The sequence below is a fragment of the Streptomyces sp. NPDC006643 genome (genome assembly GCF_042870175.1).
Taxonomy (GTDB): domain Bacteria; phylum Actinomycetota; class Actinomycetes; order Streptomycetales; family Streptomycetaceae; genus Streptomyces.
Window position 1 is genome coordinate 16,027 of record NZ_JBIAHA010000025.1, and the last position, 20,024, is coordinate 36,050.

The following is a 20,024-nucleotide window of genomic DNA, read 5'->3' on the forward strand; positions in this document are numbered from 1 at the left end:
CTTGGTCAACGGGCGTTGAGCAGCGGACTGCGCGGCCCGTCCAGGAGCATGTCTGGCGCGTCCTCGCCGTTGAGGATTGCCTGTTGCAGCTCCCGCAGAGAGCGGCACGGCTCCAGTCCGAGTTCTTCGTTGAGAGCGCGCCTCACCAACTGGTAGACGTGGAGGGCCTCCGCCCGTCGCTCCGCGCGGTGCAGAGCGATCATGAGATAGCGGTAGAAGACCTCGCGGAGTGGATACTCGACGATGAGCATCTGTAGCCGGCCCACCACCTCCCGGTGGCGTCCGAGCCTGAGGTAGTTCTCGATGAGCATCTCGTGGCACTCGACCCTGGTCTCTTCGAGCCAGGTCACATAGGTGTTGACGAGCGGGCCGTCGCGCAGGTCGTGCAGGGCCGGGCCTCGCCAGAGTGCCAGCGCCGCCTCAAGAGAGGCCACCGCTTCTTCGTGGCGGCCGAAGGCGGCGTGGGTACGCCCCTCCTCGACTTTGCTTGCGAAGTCCAGGGCGTCGACGTCGTCGGCGCCGACCTGGATCAGATAGCCGGGTGACCGGGTGACGATGGAGCTCTGTGACTGACCGGGACGGCTGAGGAACGCGCGGAGCTGCGAGATGTAGACGTGCAGCGAAGCGCTCGCCCGACGGGGCGGGTTCTCCCCCCACAGCTCGGTGAATAGCTGTCCGGTAGTGACGACCTGACCTGACCGCGAAAGCAGCGCGGCCAGCAGAACTTCCATCTTGCGTGCACTGATAAATCTCATGCCGTGCACGTCAACCACCCGTAATGGGCCAAGAATGTCGTAACGCAATTATCCCCCAGTTGTCGAATTCGATGAAATCGACCAGGAGCAACGCTCCCATGGCTGCACCCGCCACTCAACCCCTATATCGACCCCTAACCGGCCCCCACGAGGGGTTCTTCCACAAAGTCAACCGACCTGCCATGAGCAGTTAACAACGGCATGGTGTGAGCCATCACACAGCTTCATCCATATCGACGGTCACGCGCTGCAACTCGCGCCGACCGGCGATTTCCAGCTTTCGATAAATCCGCGTCAAATGTTGCTCGACCGTGCTTACGGTCACATAGAGACGGCTCGCTATTTCCCGATTGGTATACCCACGGGTGGCGAGAATGGCGACCTTCCGCTCGGATTCGCTGAGGCGTTCCAGGGTCGCTTCTTCCTCGGCGGCGAGTTCATCACTGCCGAGTTCGAAACCGGGCAGGATCTGTGCGCACAGCGGCTCGGCCGAGCGCTCCTTCGCCAGCCGCCAGGCGCGGCGCTTGGTCATCCGGCCCTTCACGTCGTCGCCGGCTTCCTCGTACGCCCTGGCCAGGTCCGCGAGCGCCCGCGCCAGCTCGTATCCGTCCCTGGACCAGTGCAGTTCACCGACGGCCTGGCGCAGCAGCCGGATCCGGTTGCTCTGCGGGGACACCGCCGCTCGCAGCCGCAGCGACATCCCGCGCACCCGGTGGGTACTCGTGTCGTACGACTCCAGCTGGCCGGTGATCAGTTCGGCGGCCCGCTCCGTCTCGCCGAGTGCGAGCCGGGCCTCGGCGGCGTCGAGGCGCCACGGCACCAGGGCGGGCCGGTCCATGCCCCATTCCCCGGCCAGTTCACCGATCCGGCCGAGGTCGTTCATCGCCGCGGCGGCGTTGTCGGTGGCCAGGTGGTAGCGACCGCGGGCGCGCAGATACGCGAACACGTCGGCGTTCGCGAACAGCTGTTCCGGCACGGCCTGTTCCAGCAGTACGCCGGCAGCGGCGTACTGGCCCATGGCCGTGTGGGCGACGATCCGGCTGACCTTGACCCCGACGGCGAACACGCTGTGGCTGCGCAGCGGCACCAGTTCCGTGGCCCGGAGCGCGTGCGCCAGGGCCTCGGGGAACGCGCCCCGGAGAAGGGCGATCTCGGCGAGGGCCGAGGCGAACAGGGTCTGCCAGCCAGGGGCGTTGCGCCGGCCCGCCTCCTTGTCGAAGCGCAGGGCGAACTCCTCGGCGGAGCCGGAGCGGCCCGTGAAGGCGAGCACCTTGAGGTGGTTGATCAGCGCCGGAAGCGTGGAGTCGACGAGCGGGGAGATGTGCAGACTCCGCTCGGCGGCGGCAGCGGCCGTCTCCTCCAGGTCCGCGTCCGCCGCCAGCCACAGTGAACTCGCGGCGGACTGGGCCGGGATCAGCATGCCCGCCCGAGGCCGCGGCGGCGTCGGTACGGGAGCGGCCGACGCCGTGTCAGGCACGGCCGGAGCCGGGGGCGTCCCGCCCTGGTGCACCATGAGCAGCGTGCTCCACAGTTCCCTGACGTAGGGCTGGACCTTGCCGCGCCCGGTTGTCGAGGGGGCCTGCGGGGCGGGTGGCCCCGGGGGTCCGGGTGGGGAGGCGGGCTGTCGGGCGGGCGGTGCGGATGTGGAGGGGAGCGGTCCGGGCGGGGGCTGCTCCTCGCCCGCGCTGCGCAAGGTCATCCGGCTGAGCAGGCTGCCCGCCATCGGGGTCAGCAGTTCCGTGCGGTGGGCCCGTACCGTATCGGTCAACTGCTGTTCGCCGACCGAGGGGTTGAGCCGACAGGTGATGATGGCGGCGCTGAGACGGATCACCGCCCGCTGCTTCTCGTCCCCGCACGCGTGCTCGGCGAGATTCAGCAGCCGCAGGGCCTCCTCCGCGTCGTCGCCGGCGATCACGTGGGTGGCCGCGTCCTGGAGAACCGCGACTCCCCAGGGTTCCTCGGCCCGCCCGGCCGCCGTGAGATGGCGCGCGATCTCCGTGGAGTCGGCGGCGCGCGCGTACAGCAGGGCGGCGGCTCTGCTGTGGAGCGCGGCACGGCGCTGCGCGGGCAGCGATTCCAGTACGGCGGCCTCGGCGATCGGGTGGCGGAACCGGTAGCCGTCCGCGATGCCGGTGGCATTGAGTATCTGCGTGCCCTGGTGCGCGGACGCGGGCGTGACGTCGAGCAGGGCGCTGAGCAGATCGAGACCGCTGCGCTCGCCGAGGACGGCCATGGCGACGGCGACGTCATGCGTCACGGCGCCGCCGCGGGCCAGGCAGGTGAGCACCGACCGGGCGAACGGACCGCGCAGGCCGGGCTCCAGGCGTACTTCGCCCGCCCGGCCGGCCGGCGGCGCGCACTCGGCGAGCAGCGCGCGCAACAACAGGGGATTCCCGCCGCTCACCGCGGAAATCTCTCCGGCGAACTTCGCGCCGGCCGTTCCCGCCGGTGGACCGCCGTCGCCATGCTGAGCGATCATGCGGGCGGCGCCGCCACAACTGAGCCTGCTGACATGAATTCTGCGAAAATGCTGCTGCCGCCAGATCTCGGTGTGAAATGACGCCCCCTGAAGATCAGGCTCCAGGGTCTGCGCCATCAGCAACGTAATACCGTGTGGCCGAAACGCCTCGATCATTTGCAGTACGGCATCGAGGCGTTCCGGGGCCGCCTTGTGTGCATCGTCCATGCGTATAACCAAGGAGCGATCACCGAGTAGATCTTCTACGTCCAGAGAAGAGCGCGGCATTTCGGCCAACTCGCGCCACGCGTTTCCGGCGGACAGTCTGACGAAGCCCGAACCGGACACCGTAAGAACTGCCGCCCCGGCGGCCGACACCTCCGCCACAATCGCGTCCAGCAACGCGGACTTCCCACATCCGGCAGCTCCCTCGACGAGAGCCACGCTCACGGCCCCCGGTGCGCCACGGGCAATTGCCAGCCGCAACGCCCCGAGTTCCACCTCCCTCTCCACCAGCATTGCCATTCCCCCGTATCCACGTTGCCCGCATCTCTCGAACCGGACAACTGGTCCGTAATTGGGCGCCGTTCAGCACATGGAAACAAAACAGACGAAAGCCCTGTCGCGTGTGCGGCTTCGTCGCTGGACGTCCGACGTGAAGGCAGGCTCCACCATCGCACGGCGGGGCCCGCCTTCACTGACGACGATGGTCGTGCCGCACGATCGTCCCGCCCGAGGTCCCGCCCGCGGTTCCGCCCGCGGTTCCGCCCGTCGGGACGTCGGGCGGGATGTCCGTCGGGACATCGGGCGGGACGTCGATCAGACGGCCCGTCAGGAAGCGGGCGCCGCGGCATTCTGCGGGCCGCCGGTCGATGCGGCTTGAGAAGAGGCCATGGCCTTCTTACGGGCCCGCGCCATCCCGAACAGGAACAGGACCACTCCCCCGGCCATCCAGGAGGTGAGTACCAGGACGGGTACGAGAGCGCCGTTGCCCTCGAAGTACGCGACGGACCGCAGCAGCGTGCCGCCCGCGCCCGGCGGCAGCAGTTGGCCGAGCGTGCTCCAGCCGTCGGGAAGCATCTCCGGCGCACTGCTCAGCCCGGACAGGGGATTACCGATGAGGATGACGAGGAGACCGCCGACACCGAGTCCCGGATTACCGAAGGCCGCCCGCAGCCCGAGGATCATCCAGGCGGTCGCCGCGAGACTCAGCGCGGCGGCGGCCGTCATCAGGAAGAGGTTGCCGTCGTCCACGGAGCCGAACACGTACTTGATCATCGCGCTGAGGACGAAGCCACCGATCACGGAGAACAGGAAGACACCGCTCACCTGCCGCCCCAGCCCACGGACCTGCATCAGGATCAGGACCGCGGCCAGCCAGCCGCCGAGAACCATCGGCAGCGAGCCGGAACTCAGACCGGCGCCGGTGGGATCGTCCGCGGGCAGCGGCTTCACGTCCTCCACCGCGCCGGGCGGGGTCCCGCCGCGCAGTTGTGAGCCCAGTTCCTTCAGCACATTGGCCACCGGCAGGCCGGCCTGGCTGGCGATAATCATCGAGGGATCCTCGGCACCGTGGGTGACCACGGCTCCGTACACCTCGTGATCGTCGATGAGACGGCGCGCCTCCTGCGTGTCGGACACCTGGGTGATGTCGAACGCTCCTGGCCGCTCCTTCTCCAGTCGCGTGCCGAGCGCGTCGGCGGCAGCCTGCTCGCCCACGACCGCGATCGGGATGTCACGCGGCCCGAGATGGATCTGAGGCAGGGCGAAGGCGACGAGGATGCCGGCCAGGAAGAGGGTGACGATGACGACCGCACGAAGGGTGACCGCCCAGGACGACGTGGGCGGCGGAGTCGCCGCACCTCCTGCCGCTGCTCCCGGGGTCGCAGCGGTGGCTGACGAAGTGGACACGTAAAGCTCCTTAGTTCACGTACGGGAGGTGCACGTACCGGAGTTCCGAGTTCCTGGACTTCCGGTACCGGGTCGAGGTACGAGGAGTTGGGCGACGTACGAGGAGTTGGGCGACGTACGAGGAGTTGGGCGAGGTAGGAGGAGTTGAGGGGCCGGAAGTTCACGTACCGGACGGCGGCGGCCGGTCGATCCGGACTTTGACGGCCTCGGGCTCCGGCAGCCCCATACCGACCTGCTGGATCACACAACGGAGCAGCTCGGAGTAGGGGATGCCGTCATCCGCGGTGTCGAGCCAGTGCCGCAGCGAAGCCCTTATGGCGCAGACCGCGACGCCTGCGGCCAGCGCGGGGAAGAGATCGTCCTGCGGATGGGTGCCGGTGCGTACCGCTATCTCCTGCGTCAGCGCCCGCTCTATCTGCGCGTACGCCTTGAACTGTTCCGTCTCCAGCGCCGGTGAACTCCGGATCAGGCGTGCGCTCATCCGCCACTCCTCCGACATCGCGTCGCGCTCCGGGATGTACAGGGCGGCGGCGTGCGCGATGGAGTCCCAGAGAGGTTCGTCGTCGGGCCGGCCGGCGACGGCGTGGCGAAGGCCGGCGGCCCGTGCCAGGACGAGGCTGACGATCGCCTCGTGCTTGTTGGAGAAGTAGTTGCTGAAGGTCCGGGGGGACACTCCCACCGCTGCGGCGATGTCCTCGATCAGAACGCCGTCCAGGCCCCGCTCGGCCGCGAGGTGCAGAGCGGCTTCGCCCAACGCTTTTCGCGTGGCGATCTTCTTGCGCTCCCGCAACCCCAGGCCCTCGGTGTGGTCTTCAGCCATGCGGCAACCGTAGCTATGATTGTGCGCGCTACGCAAGTTTTCCCAACTAGCAATATTTCTTACCGCGCACCCAAGGCGCTTTAGATCACGGAAAGGTCCTCCTTAGCAACCCGACCGACTGTGGTCGCGACCCGGACCACTGGAGCTTCCCGTGGGCGCGCCCCGGAGGGCCTGGCCCGCCAAGCAGTCGATTCCAAGGGGCAGTTGACGCGATGACGACTGAGCAGACGAACCTTCACGCCACTGGCGAGCAGGCGGCACAGGCCACGCAGGAGATGCGGGCGCAGGGCGTGGAGCCTGCGGAGTCCGTGGGGGCTTCGGGGTCCGTGCGGTCTACGGGGTCTGTGGGGTCCGTGAAGCCTGCGGAGTCCGCGGCGAACGACCCGATCGCCATCGTCGGTCTGTCCTGCCGTCTTCCCGGAGCCCCCGACGCCGACAGCTACTGGGACCTGCTCAAGGAGGGCCGGAGCGCCATCACGAAGACCCCGGCCGACCGATGGGACGCCGACGCTCTGTACGACAGCGACATCACCGTGCCCGGCAAGATCAACTCCCGCTACGGCGGCTTCCTCGACCGCGACAGCATCGTCGGCTTCGATGCCCGTTTCTTCGGCATCGGACCGCGCGAAGCGCTCGCCATGGACCCGCAGCAGCGGCTGCTGCTGGAACTGAGCTGGGAGGCGTTCGAGAACGCCCGCATCGTCCCCGACCAGCTGTCAGGCAGCCGCACCAGCGTGTTCGTCGGGTCCATCTGGAACGACTTCGCGACCCTGCTGAACCGCGGCGGACTCGACGCGATCACCCGGCACTCCCTGACGGGTGTCCACCGCAGCATCATCGCCAACCGCATCTCGTACACGTACGGGCTGCGAGGCCCCAGTCTCGCCGTCGACTCGGGACAGTCCTCCTCCCTGGTGGCGGTACACCTCGCCTGCGAGAGCCTGCGCAACGGAGAGAACACCCTCGCCATCGCCGGCGGCGTCAATCTGAGCCTCGCCCCGGAGAGCCAGATCGCCTCGGGCAAGCTCGGCGGCTACTCCCCCGACGGCCGGTGCTTCACGTTCGACGCGCGTGCGAACGGCTACGTACGGGGCGAAGGCGGCGCCCTCGTCGTCCTCAAGCCTCTGTCCCGGGCGCTCGCGGACGGCGACCGTGTGCACGCGGTGATCCGCGGCAGCGCGGTGAACAATGACGGCGGCGGCCACAGCCTCAGCTCCCCCAGCCGTCAGGGCCAGGAAGAGCTGCTGCGCCAGGTCTACGAGCGGTCGGGGGTCTCCCCGTCCGAGGTCAGGTACGTGGAACTCCACGGCACAGGTACGCCGGTCGGCGACCCGATCGAGGCGGCGGCACTCGGCTCCGCGCTGGGGGTCGAACGCGCGGCGGACGCGGCACCCCTGCACGTCGGCTCGGTCAAGACGAACATCGGCCACCTGGAGGGCGCCGCGGGCATCGCGGGCCTCCTGAAGACCGTACTCAGCCTCACCCATCGGGAACTCCCCGCGAGCCTGAACTTCGAGTCGCCGAATCCACAGATCCCCCTGGAGGAGCTGAACCTCCAGGTCCACGCGGAGCACGGCGCCTGGCCCGGTGGGGAAGGGCGCTTGGTCGCGGGGGTCTCTTCGTTCGGGATGGGTGGCACGAATGCGCATGTGATTGTGGAGGAGGCGCCGGCGGTTGAGCCGGTCGCGGAGCCGGTCGGTGCGATTCCGGGTGTGGGTGTGGTGCCGTGGGTGTTGTCGGCGAGGTCGGCGGTGGCGTTGCGGGAGCAGGCGGGTCGTCTGTCGGCGGTTGCGGGTGCTGATCCGGTGGCGGTGGCACGGGCGTTGATCACCTCGCGGGCGCGGTTCGATCACCGCGCTGTGCTGATCGGTGGGTCGGCGGAGGAGTTGCTGGCCGCAGCTGGGGCGTTGGCGGTGGGTGAGCCGTCACCGCATGTGGTGACGGGTCAGGTCGGGTCGGGTGCCGGGCGGACGGTGCTGGTGTTCCCCGGGCAGGGCTCGCAGTGGGCGGGCATGGCGATCGAACTCGCCGCCGAGCTGCCCGCGTTCCGGGAACGGCTGGACGAATGCGCGGCGGCGCTCGCGGAGTTCACCGACTGGAACTTGTGGGACGTCCTGAACGAAGGCGAGGGTGCCCCCTCACTGGACCGGGTGGATGTGGTCCAGCCCGTGTTGTGGGCGGTGATGGTGTCACTCGCCACCGCGTGGGCCGACCTCGGGGTGGTGCCGGATGCGGTGGTGGGTCACTCCCAAGGTGAGATCGCGGCGGCGACGGTCGCCGGGATCCTGACCCTCCAGGACGGCGCACGCATCACCGCCCTGCGCTCGAAGGCACTGACCGCACTCGCCGGCACCGGCGGCATGGTCTCCGTCCCCCTGCCGGCCGAGGAAGTCCAGAGCCATCTGGACACCCACGCACCCACGTTGACGATTGCCACGATCAACGGTCCGGCGTCCACCGTCATAGCCGGAGACGTCACCGCGCTGGAGGAAGTACTCGCGCACTACCAGGACATAGATGTACGGGCACGGCGTATCGACGTCGACTACGCCTCCCACACCCCCCACATCGACCAACTCGCCGACCAGCTAGCCGACCTCCTGGCCCCCGTCACCCCACAAGCGGTCACGGACGTCGCGTTCTACTCCACCGTCACCGGCGAACGCATCACCGACACCACCACCCTGGACGCCGCCTACTGGTACCAGAACCTCCGCCGCACCGTCCGGTTCGAGACCACCACCCGCACTCTCCTGGCCGACGGCTACGGCCTCTTCATCGAAGCGAGCCCGCACCCCGTCCTGACCATCGGCATCCAGGACACCACCGACACCACCGAGAGCAACGCCGGCGTCACGGTCATCGGCACACTGCGGCGACAGCACGGAACCCTCACACAACTCCTCACCTCCGCCGCCCAGGCCCACACCACCGGCACCCCCATCAACTGGACGCACCTCCTGCCTGAAACATCTCAGACGGTCGACCTCCCCACCTACCCCTTCCAGCATCAGGAGTTCCCGCTCCCCTCAGGCGGGCCCGTTGTCGTCGCAGCCGGCGAGGCGGCGCCTGCGGTCGAGCTTCCTGATCTCACCGAGGACGCCCCGGACGGTGCCCCCGCTCTGGTCGCCCGTCTGGTCGGGATTCCGCGTCCCGAGCAGGAGAAGATCCTGCTGGACATGGTCCGTTCGAACTCGGCCATTGTGCTCGGCCATGCATCTTCGACCTCGGTGGACGACGACCGAAGCTTCAAGGAGCAGGGGTTCGACTCTCTCGGAGCCGTCGAACTGCGTAACCGGATCGGGGAAGCGACAGGTCTGCGGCTGCCGCCCACCGGCATCTTCAACTACCCGACTCCGAACGAACTCGCACGTCACTTGCTGAGCCGCCTCGTCGGCGGCGACACCAGCCACCTCGATCCACTGATCCAGCCGTCGGCCGTCACCGATGAGCCGGTGGCGATCGTAGGCATGGCGTGCCGCTACCCGGGCGGTGTGTCGTCGCCGGAGGACCTGTGGCGCCTGGTAGCGGAAGGCACGGACGTCATCTCCGAGTTCCCCACCAACCGAGGCTGGGACCTTGACGGTCTCTACGACCCTGACTCGCAGAAGGACGGCAGTACCTATACCCGGCAGGGCGGATTCCTTTACGACGCCGACGAGTTCGACCCTGAGTTCTTCGGGATCAGTCCGCGAGAGGCGCTGGCGATGGATCCGCAGCAGCGGTTGCTGCTGGAGACGGCCTGGGAGGCACTTGAGCGCTCCGGCATCGCACCCGACTCGCTGGTGGGCGAGCCCACCGGAGTCTTCATCGGAACGATGGCACAGGAGTACGGCCCCCGGCTCGCCGAACCCGTCGACAACGTCGGCGGATACCTGCTGACCGGTAACAGCATCAGTGCGGCGTCGGGTCGCATCGCCTATTCGCTCGGTCTCAAGGGCCCGGCGGTGTCGGTGGATACGGCGTGTTCGTCGTCGTTGGTGGCGTTGCACATGGCGGCGCAGTCGTTGCGCCAGGGCGAGAGTTCTCTCGCGTTGGCGGGTGGGGTGACGGTCATGTCGTCGCCGGGTCTGTTTGTGGAGTTCAGCCGCCAGCGGGGCCTGTCCGTCGACGGTCGTTGCAAGCCGTTTGCGGATGCGGCGGATGGTACGGGGTGGGGTGAGGGTGTCGGTCTGCTGGTGTTGGAGCGGTTGTCGGATGCGGAGCGTCATGGGCATCGGGTGCTGGCGGTGTTGCGGGGTTCGGCGGTGAATCAGGATGGTGCGAGCAATGGTCTGACGGCGCCGAACGGTCCGTCGCAGGAGCGGGTGATCCGGCAGGCGCTGGCGGGTGCGGGGCTGGCCGCGGCCGAGGTGGACGCGGTGGAGGCGCACGGCACGGGTACGCGGCTGGGCGACCCGATCGAGGCGCAGGCGCTGCTCGCGACGTACGGGCAGGGGCGTCCGGAGGACCGGCCGCTGTATCTGGGGTCGGTGAAGTCGAACATCGGCCATACCCAGGCTGCCGCGGGTGTGGCGGGTGTGATCAAGATGGTGATGGCGATGCGGGCGGGTGTGCTGCCGCAGTCGCTGCACGTCGACAAGCCGTCGGAGCATGTCGACTGGACAGCGGGAGCCGTCGAGCTGCTTGCCGAGGCACGCCCCTGGTTGAACGACCAGCATCCACGCCGGGCGGCCATCTCTTCCTTCGGCGTCAGCGGCACCAACGCCCACGTCATCATCGAGCAAATACCGACGGCAGAACCGGCTTCCGATACGGCCACTCCAGTACTGAGCCCCACTGTTGTCCCGTGGGTGGTGTCGGCGAAGTCGGGGGTGGCGTTGAGGGAGCAGGCGGGTCGTCTGTCGGCGGTTGCGGGTGCTGATCCGGTGGCGGTGGGGCGGGCGTTGGTCACCTCGCGGGCCGGGTTCGATCACCGCGCGGTCCTCATCGGTGAAACGGCGGAGGAACTGCTGGCCGCAGCTGGGGCGTTGGCCTCGGGTGAGCCGTCGCCGTATGTGGTGACGGGCCAGGTCCCGTCAGGTACGGGCCGAACGGTACTGGTGTTCCCCGGCCAGGGATCGCAGTGGGCGGGCATGGCGGTGGAACTCGCCGCAGAGCTGCCCGCCTTCCGGAACCGCCTGGACGAATGCGCAGCAGCGCTCGCGGAGTTCACGGACTGGGATCTCTGGGACGTTCTCAACGAAGTCGAGGGTGCGGCTTCGCTGGAGCGGGTCGACGTCGTGCAGCCCGTTCTCTGGGCGGTGATGGTGTCACTCGCCGCAGCGTGGGCCGACCTCGGAGTCGTCCCCGACGCGGTCGTCGGTCACTCCCAAGGTGAGATCGCGGCGGCGACGGTCGCCGGGATCCTGACCCTCCAGGACGGCGCCCGCATCACCGCCCTGCGCTCGAAGGCACTCACCGCACTCGCCGGCACCGGCGGCATGGTCTCCGTCCCACTCCCCGCAGACCAGGTCCAGGCCCACCTCGACGCCCACGCCCCCACGCTGAGCATCGCCACGGTCAACGGTCCCGCGTCCACGGTCATCGCCGGAGACGTCACCGCGCTGGAGGACGTGCTCGCCCACTACCAGGCCATAGATGTACGGGCACGGCGTATCGACGTCGACTACGCCTCCCACACCCCCCACATCGACCAACTCGCCGACCAGCTCGCCGATCTCCTGGCCCCGGTCACCCCACAAGCCGTGACCGAGGTCGCGTTCTACTCCACGGTGACGGGTGAACGCGTCACTGACACCACCACCCTGGATGCCGGGTACTGGTACCAGAATCTGCGCAGGACGGTCCGGTTCGAGACCACCACCCGCACTCTCCTGGCCGACGGCTACGGCCTCTTCATCGAGGCGAGCCCCCACCCCGTCCTGACCATCGGCATCCAGGACACCACCGACAGCGACCCTGGCGTCACGGTTATCGGCACTCTGCGGCGCCAGCAGGGCACGCTCGCGCAGCTCCTGACCTCCGCCGCCCAGGCCCACACCACCGGCACCCCCATCAACTGGACCCGTCTCCTGCCTGAAACATCCCAGACGGTCGACCTGCCGACCTATCCGTTCCAGCGTGAGTCGTACTGGCTGAGGTCTTCCTCCCGTCCGCAGGACGCGACGTCGCTGGGTCAGTCGGGCAGTGAGCACGCCCTGCTCGGAGCACGGATCGACCTCGCCGACACCACCACCCTCTTCACCGGCCGGCTCTCCCTCAGTACTCATCCCTGGCTCGCCGACCACGCCGTCGCCGGCACCGTCCTCCTCCCCGGCGCAGCCCTCGTCGACCTCGCCCTCCACGCCGGACTCCACACCAACCACCCCCACCTCGCCGAACTCACCCTCCACGCACCCCTCACCCTCGACCAGGCCACACCCCGCCAACTCCACCTCACCCTCCACCCCGCCCACAACGGCACCCGCACCCTCACCATCCACACCCGCCCCGACAACGACACCGGGGCCGAATGGACCCAGCACGCTGACGGCCTCCTCACCCAGCACCAGCCCACACCACCCCAGCCTTCAACCACCTGGCCACCCCCCGGCGCTGATCCCGTCGACGTCACCGGTCTCTACGAGGACCTGCACACCCGCGGCTACCACTACGGCCCCCTCTTCCAAGGCCTCACCACCGCCTGGAGACACGGCAACGACCTCTACGCCGAGATCGCCCTCCCCGAGAACACCGACACCACCGGCCACACCATCCACCCCGCCCTCCTCGACGCAGCCCTCCACACCGCACTCCTCACCACCACCACCGACGAACTCCACCTCCCCTTCACCTTCACGAACACCCACCCCCACGCAACCCACGCCACCCACACCCGCGCCCACCTCACCACCCACAACAACACCCACACACTCCACCTCACCACCAACAACAACCAACCCCTCCTCACCACCACCCTCACCACCCGACCCACCACCCCCCACCAACTCACCACCCGACTCCCCCTCTACGACCTCCAGTGGTCGCCCATCCCACAGACACAGACATCTGAAGCAACAACCCCGCCGCACAGCATCTACGACATCACAACTCCCCACACCGATGATCACCTCACCGCGCTCCGCGCCACACTCAACACCACCCTCACCCACGTCCAGAACTGGCTCACCAACCCCGACCACACCGACGAACACCTCGTCATCCTCACCCACCACGCCACCCCCACCCCCGACAACAACGACACCGTCAACCTCACAACAGCCCCCATCTGGGGACTCATCCGCACCACCCAAACCGAACACCCCAACCGCATCACCCTCATCGACACCGACGACCACCCCACCTCCCACCACAACCTCACCACCACCATCACCACCGCCCTCACCCACAACCACCCCCAAATCACCCTCCGCAACGGCACACCCCACACCCCCCACCTCACCCACACCACCACCACCGAAGACGTAAGGAACTCCCTCGACATCGAGGGAACCACCCTGATCACCGGTGGCACAGGTGGCCTGGGCGGTCTGGTCGCGCGGCATCTGGTGACAGAGCACGGTGCGCGGCATCTGCTGTTGGTGAGCCGACGAGGTTCGGACGCCGACGGGGCCGGAGAGCTGGCTGCGGAGCTGCGTGAACTCGGTGCGACCGTCACGGTGGAGGCGTGTGATGTGGCCGACCGCCAGTCCCTGGCGGACCTCCTGGACACCGTGTCCACCGACCACCCCCTCACGACCGTGATCCACGCGGCAGGCGTCCTCGACGACGCGACGGTCGAGGCGTTGACGCCCGAGCACATCGAACGCGTCCTCGTCCCCAAGACCGACGCCGCCTGGAACCTGCACGAACTCACCCAGGAACGCGGCATCGAGCTCAGCGCGTTTGTGATGTTCTCGTCGGTGGCCGGTGTACTGGGCAATGCCGGACAGGCCAACTACGCGGCGGCGAACGCGTACCTGGACGGGCTCGCACATCACCGACGCTCGCTGGGGCTGGCCGCCCAGTCCCTGGCGTGGGGCCTGTGGGCCGAGGCCAGCGGCATGACCGGAGCACTCGACGCGACGGACCACGAGCGGCTCGCCCGAGGAGGCATCCGGGCGCTGCCCGGGGAGCAGGGACTCGCGCTGCTGGACGCGGCGTGGAGTATGGACTCGGCAGTGCTCGTCCCGGCTGCGTTCGACATACGTGGGCTGCGTACACGCGCGCAGCAGGGCGGCACGGTGCCGCTGATGCTGCGAAAGCTGGTGCCGTCGGCAGGGGTCCGGGCGCTGGCGCGTGCCGGTTCGGCTCCTGCGGCGGCGGACGGTCTGGCCGGTCGGCTGGTTGCGATGCCGGACGTGGAGCGGGAGCCGTTCCTGCTCAACGTCGTACGCGGCGAGATCGCCGCTGTACTCGGGCACTCCTCGCCGGGGACGATCGATGAGGAGCGGGCTTTCAAGGAGCTGGGCTTCGACTCGCTGACCGCCGTCGAACTCCGTAACCGCCTCAACGCGGCCACCGGGCTCACCCTGTCCAGCACCCTCATCTTCGACCACCCGACACCCATCAGGCTCACCGGCCACCTGCTCTCGCGCATCCTGGGCACGAGCAGCACGCCGGTCTCCGGAACGGTTCCTCCGGTCGCTGCCACGAACCCGGACGAGCCGGTGGCGATCGTGGGCATGGCGTGCCGCTACCCCGGTGGTGTGTCGTCGCCGGAGGATCTGTGGCGGCTGGTCGCGGAGGGCACGGACGCCATCTCGGGGTTCCCCACCAACCGAGGCTGGGACGTGGAAAGCCTCTATCACCCCGACCCCGAACACCTCGGAACGTCCTACTCCCGTGAGGGCGGATTCCTTTACGAGGCCGACGAGTTCGACCCGGTCTTCTTCGGGATCAGCCCGCGTGAGGCCATGGCGATGGATCCGCAGCAGCGGTTGCTGCTGGAGACGGCCTGGGAGGCACTTGAGCGGTCCGGCATCGCGCCCGACTCGCTGCGCGGCAGCCGGACCGGCGTCTTCGCCGGAGTCATGTACGACGACTACGCGAGCCGGCTGAACGGCGCACCGGAGGGGTTCGAGGGCCAGCTACTGACCGGAAGCGCGGGCAGTGTCGCCTCGGGTCGTATCTCGTACTCGCTGGGCCTTGAAGGCCCGGCGGTGTCCGTGAACACAGCATGCTCGTCGTCGTTGGTGGCGTTGCACATGGCCGCGCAGTCGTTGCGCCAGGGCGAGAGCACACTGGCGCTGGCGGGCGGGGTGACGGTCATGGCGTCACCGGAACTCTTCGTGGAGTTCAGCCGCCAGCGAGGCCTCTCCGCCGACGGACGGTGCAGGCCGTTCGCCGACGCCGCCGACGGCACGGGCTGGGGGGAAGGCGCCGGACTCCTCGTGCTGGAGCGGCTCTCCGATGCCGAACGCAACGGACACCCGGTGCTGGCCGTGATACGCGGCTCTGCCGTCAATCAGGATGGTGCGAGCAACGGTCTGACCGCGCCGAACGGTCCCTCGCAGGAGCGCGTCATCCGCCAGGCGCTGGCCGGTGCCGGACTCACTCCGGCCGAGGTGGACGCGGTCGAGGCCCATGGCACCGGCACCACCCTCGGCGACCCCATCGAGGCCCAGGCACTGCTCGCCACGTACGGACAGAACCGCCCCGACAACCGGCCGCTGTATCTCGGATCCATCAAGTCGAACATCGGCCACACCCAGGCCGCCGCCGGCGTCGCCGGCGTCATCAAAATGGTGATGGCCATGAGGGCGGGCGTACTGCCGCAGTCGCTGCACGTCGACACACCATCGACGCACGTCGACTGGACAGCGGGAGCCGTCGAGATCCTGACCGACGCCCGCCCCTGGCCCAACGTGGAACGCCCGCGCCGCGCCGGCATCTCCTCCTTCGGCATCAGCGGCACCAACGCCCACGTCGTCGTCGAGCACTCCCCCAAGGACGCTCCCGCAGACGCACCCGATTCCCTCAACGGGCCGGTGCCATGGGTGTTGTCGGCGAGGTCGGCGGTGGCGTTGCGGGAACAGGCAGCGCGGTTGGGGTCGTTGGCGGGTGCTGATCCGGTGGCGGTGGGGCGGGCGTTGGTCACCTCGCGGGCGCGGTTTGATCACCGTGCGGTGCTGCTCGGTGAGTCGGTGGAGGAGTTGCTGGCCGCGGCCGACGCTCTGGCTTCGGGTGAGCCGTCGCCGTATGTGGTGACGGGCCAGGCCGGGTCGGATGCCGGGCGGACGGTACTGGTGTTCCCCGGCCAGGGCTCGCAGTGGGCGGGCATGGCGGTCGAACTCGCCGCCGAGCTGCCCGCCTTCCGGGAACGACTCGATGAATGCGCGGCGGCGCTGGCGGAGTTCACGGACTGGAACCTGTGGGACGTTCTCAACGAAGGCGAGGGTGCGGCTTCGCTGGACCGGGTCGACGTCGTCCAGCCCGTGTTGTGGGCGGTAATGGTGTCACTCGCCGCAGCGTGGGCCGACCTCGGAGTCGTCCCCGACGCGGTGGTGGGTCACTCCCAAGGTGAGATCGCGGCGGCGACCGTCGCCGGGATCCTGACCCTCCAGGACGGCGCCCGCATCACCGCCCTGCGCTCGAAGGCACTGACCGCACTCGCCGGCACCGGCGGCATGGTCTCCGTCCCCTTGCCGGCCGACCAGGTCCAGGCTCACCTCGACACCCACGCACCCACGTTGACGATTGCCACGATCAACGGTCCGGCGTCCACCGTCATAGCCGGAGACGTCACCGCGCTGGAGGACGTGCTCGCCCACTACCAGGCCGCAGACGTACGGGCACGGCGTATCGACGTCGACTACGCCTCCCACACCCCCCACATCGACCAACTCGCCGACCAGCTTGCCGAACTCCTGGCCCCGGTCACCCCACAAGCGGTCACGGACGTCGCGTTCTACTCCACCGTCACCGGCGAACGCATCACCGACACCACCACCCTGGATGCCGCCTACTGGTACCAGAACCTGCGACAGACCGTCCGGTTCGAGACCACCACCCGCACTCTCCTGGCCGACGGCTACGGCCTCTTCATCGAAGCGAGCCCGCACCCCGTCCTGACCATCGGCATCCAGGACACCACCGACACCACCGAGAGCAACCCCGGCGTCACGGTCATCGGCACACTGCGGCGACAGCACGGCACCCTCACGCAACTCCTCACCTCCGCCGCCCAGGCCCACACCACCGGCACCCCCATCAACTGGACGCGTCTCCTGCCTGAGACAGCCGGGACGGTCGACCTGCCGACCTATCCGTTCCAGCGTGAGTCGTACTGGCTCAAGGCCCCGACGCACCTCCAAGACGCGACGTCGCTGGGCCTGTCGGGGAGTGAGCACGCCCTGCTCGGGGCGCGGATCGATCTCGCCGACACCACCACCCTCTTCACCGGCCGACTCTCCCTCAGCACCCATCCCTGGCTCGCCGACCACGCCGTCGCCGGCACCGTCCTCCTCCCCGGGGCAGCCCTGGTCGACCTCGCCCTCCACGCCGGACTCCACACCAACCACCCCCACCTCGCCGAACTCACCCTCCACGCACCCCTCATCCTCGACCCCGCCACACCCCGCCAACTGCATGTCAACCTTGAACCCGCCCGCGACGGAACACGCGCTCTCATCATCCACTCCCGCCCCGACGACGACACCGACACCGGTACCGAGTGGGTTCAGCACGCTGACGGCCTCCTCACCCAGCACCAGCCGGTCCCGGCCCAGCCGTCCACGGCCTGGCCGCCCCCGGGGGCCGAGCCCGTCGATGTCACCTCTCTCTACGAGGATCTGCACGCCCGCGGTTACCACTACGGCCCGCTCTTCCAGGGCCTGACCACCGCCTGGAAACACGGCAACGACCTCTACGCCGAGATCGTGCTCCCCCAGAACACCGACACCACCGGCCACACCATCCACCCCGCCCTCCTCGACGCAGCCCTCCACACCGCACTCCTCACCACCACCGACACCACCGAACTCCACCTCCCCTTCACCTTCACCCACACCCGCCCCCACGCAACCCACGCCACCCACACCCGCGCCCACCTCACCACCCACAACAACACCCACACACTCCACCTCACCACCACCGACTACCAACCCCTCCTCACCACCACCCTCACCACCCGACCCACCACCCCCCACCAACTCACCACCCGACTCCCCCTCTACGACCTCCAATGGTCGCCCCTCACCATCGACACCGCAGGCGAAGCCCCGGCCCACACCGTGTACGAGGTCACCGGCGACGTAACGGCCGACGACCACCTCACCGCACTCCGTACCACGCTCAACACCACGCTCACCCACGTCCAGAACTGGCTCACCAACCCAGACCACACCGACGAACACCTCGTCATCCTCACCCACCACGCCACCCCCACCCCCGACAACAACAACGACAACGACAACAGCACCGTCAACCTCACAGCAGCCCCCATCTGGGGACTCATCCGCACCACCCAGACCGAACACCCCAACCGCATCACCCTCATCGACACCGACGACCACCCCACCTCCCAACACAACCTCACCACCACCATCACCACCGCCCTCACCCACCACCACCCCCAAATCACCCTCCGCAACGGCACACCCCACACCCCCCACCTCACGCAGCGTTCCACTCGGCCCACCAACTCCATCTCCTCACCGTTCAGTTCAGCGGGGACGACGCTCATCACCGGCGGCACCGGCACGCTCGGTCGGCTGATCGCCCGGCATCTGGTCACCGAGCACAAGGTCCGACGACTTCTGCTGGTCAGTCGGCAAGGTCCGGACGCCAACGGGATCGATGAGCTCATCGATGAGCTGACCGCGCTCGGCACGGACGATGTCGCCGTCACCGCGTGCGATGTGGCCGACCGTCGGGCTCTGGCAGAGCTGCTGGACACCGTTTCCACCGACCACCCCCTCACCGCCGTGGTCCACGCGGCCGGCGTCCTCGATGACGCGACGGTCGAGGCGATGAAGCCCGAGCACGTGGAACGTGTTCTCCTCCCCAAGGCCGACGCCGCCTGGAATCTCCACGAACTCACCCAGGAACGCGGCATCGAGCTCAGCGCCTTTGTCCTCTTCTCCTCGCTCGCCGGAGTCGTCGGCGCCGCCGGACAGGCCAACTACGCCGCGGCCAACACCTACCTCGACGCGCTCTCCCATCTGCGTCGCGCCCAGGGGCTTCCCGCCCAGTCGCTCGCATGGGGCTTGTGGGCCGAGGCCAGCGGTATGACCGGGCATCTGAACTCGACCGACCAACAGCGCCTGTCGCGTGCCGGCATCGCGCCGGTCACCGCCGAGGAGGCTCTGGGGCTCCTCGATCAGGCCCTGGCCGCAGGTGACCCCTTCTTCGTCACCGCCCGTCTCCAGCACAGTGCTCTCCGGGACGAAGCGGCGGCCGGCACCCTGTCGCCGATTCTCGGGGAACTCGTCCGCAGCGGCCCGGCGCTCCGCTCGGTCTCCCGGCCCGGCCCGGCGGGCTCCGAGGGCGCGGCGCAGGCCAAGGAAGGGTTCGCCGCGAAACTGGCCGAGGCGACGGAGAGTGAGCGGGACCGGGTGATCCTCGATCTGGTCGTCGGTTCCGTCGTCGGGGTGCTGAGGCACAGTTCGTCGGCGTCCATCGACCCGGACCAGGGCTTTCTCGACCTCGGGTTCGACTCCCTGACGGCGGTCGAACTCCGTAACCGCCTCAACGTCAGCACGGGCCTGCGGCTGCCGACCACCACGGTCTTCGACCATCCGACGTCGTCCGCGCTCGCGGCGTACCTCGGCAACCAACTGGCCGCGTCCCCGGCCCCGTCAGGCGCCAACGCGTCGAACGCGACCGGCAACGGGACGGGCACCGGGAACGGCAACGGCAACGGCAACGGCAACGGGACGAACGGTGCCGGTTCACCCGATCCGCTCTCCGTCATCGCTCAGTTGGAAAAGGCCCTTGCCGGACGGCTTCCTTCCGACAGCGGCGATCGTACGCAGCTCGCCGGTCGGCTCCAGACGTTGATCTCGCAGCTCACCGCAGGTCACGCCGACGGCGACCACAGCGGCGACGGCCTGCGTGGAGCGGACCTCGACACGGCTTCCGATGAGGAGATCTTCAGCCTCATCGACCACGACTTGGGGATCTCTTCCGATTCCTGAGCTCAACCGCACGACCGATA

The 20,024-nt window shown here is 68.6% G+C and carries 5 protein-coding genes and 1 pseudogene; 1 reads left to right on the forward strand and 5 read right to left on the reverse strand.

Annotation, left to right across the window (positions count from 1 at the left end):
• Window positions 1-5 precede the first annotated feature (5 nt).
• From ACFYNU_RS29815 to ACFYNU_RS29835, 5 genes and pseudogenes are all read right to left on the reverse strand, one after another.
• Window positions 6-755, reverse strand: coding sequence for an AfsR/SARP family transcriptional regulator (locus ACFYNU_RS29815; RefSeq protein ID WP_356597047.1), 750 nt, complete (start codon window positions 753-755; stop codon window positions 6-8).
• A gap of 214 nt (window positions 756-969) precedes the next feature.
• Window positions 970-3,234, reverse strand: a complete 2,265-nt coding sequence (locus tag ACFYNU_RS29820) for a LuxR C-terminal-related transcriptional regulator (protein WP_356597055.1) — start codon at window positions 3,232-3,234, stop codon at window positions 970-972.
• A gap of 123 nt (window positions 3,235-3,357) precedes the next feature.
• Window positions 3,358-3,738: pseudogene (locus tag ACFYNU_RS29825) on the reverse strand (ATP-binding protein); the annotation flags it as partial.
• Window positions 3,739-4,044: 306 nt separating this feature from the next.
• A complete protein-coding gene (locus ACFYNU_RS29830) occupies window positions 4,045-5,124 on the reverse strand; it encodes an ABC transporter permease (RefSeq protein WP_356597049.1) in 1,080 nt (359 codons plus the stop codon).
• Window positions 5,125-5,284: 160 nt separating this feature from the next.
• A complete protein-coding gene (locus ACFYNU_RS29835) occupies window positions 5,285-5,944 on the reverse strand; it encodes a TetR family transcriptional regulator (protein WP_356597051.1) in 660 nt (219 codons plus the stop codon).
• 353 nt (window positions 5,945-6,297) lie between these two features.
• Between ACFYNU_RS29835 and ACFYNU_RS29840 the strand changes: the two genes are divergently transcribed.
• Window positions 6,298-20,004 carry an SDR family NAD(P)-dependent oxidoreductase gene (locus ACFYNU_RS29840; RefSeq protein ID WP_388767691.1) on the forward strand — a complete coding sequence of 4,569 codons (13,707 nt, stop codon included), beginning with the start codon at window positions 6,298-6,300 and terminating at the stop codon, window positions 20,002-20,004.
• The last annotated feature ends 20 nt before the right edge of the window (window positions 20,005-20,024 follow it).

Excerpts from the sequence above, each read along its gene's own strand:
- ACFYNU_RS29815 (WP_356597047.1), bottom strand. The coding sequence starts at position 755 with ATGAGATTTATCAGTGCACGCAAGATGGAAGTTCTGCTGGCCGCGCTG.
- ACFYNU_RS29820 (WP_356597055.1), bottom strand. The coding sequence starts at position 3,234 with ATGATCGCTCAGCATGGCGACGGCGGTCCACCGGCGGGAACGGCCGGC.
- ACFYNU_RS29835 (WP_356597051.1), bottom strand. The coding sequence starts at position 5,944 with ATGGCTGAAGACCACACCGAGGGCCTGGGGTTGCGGGAGCGCAAGAAG.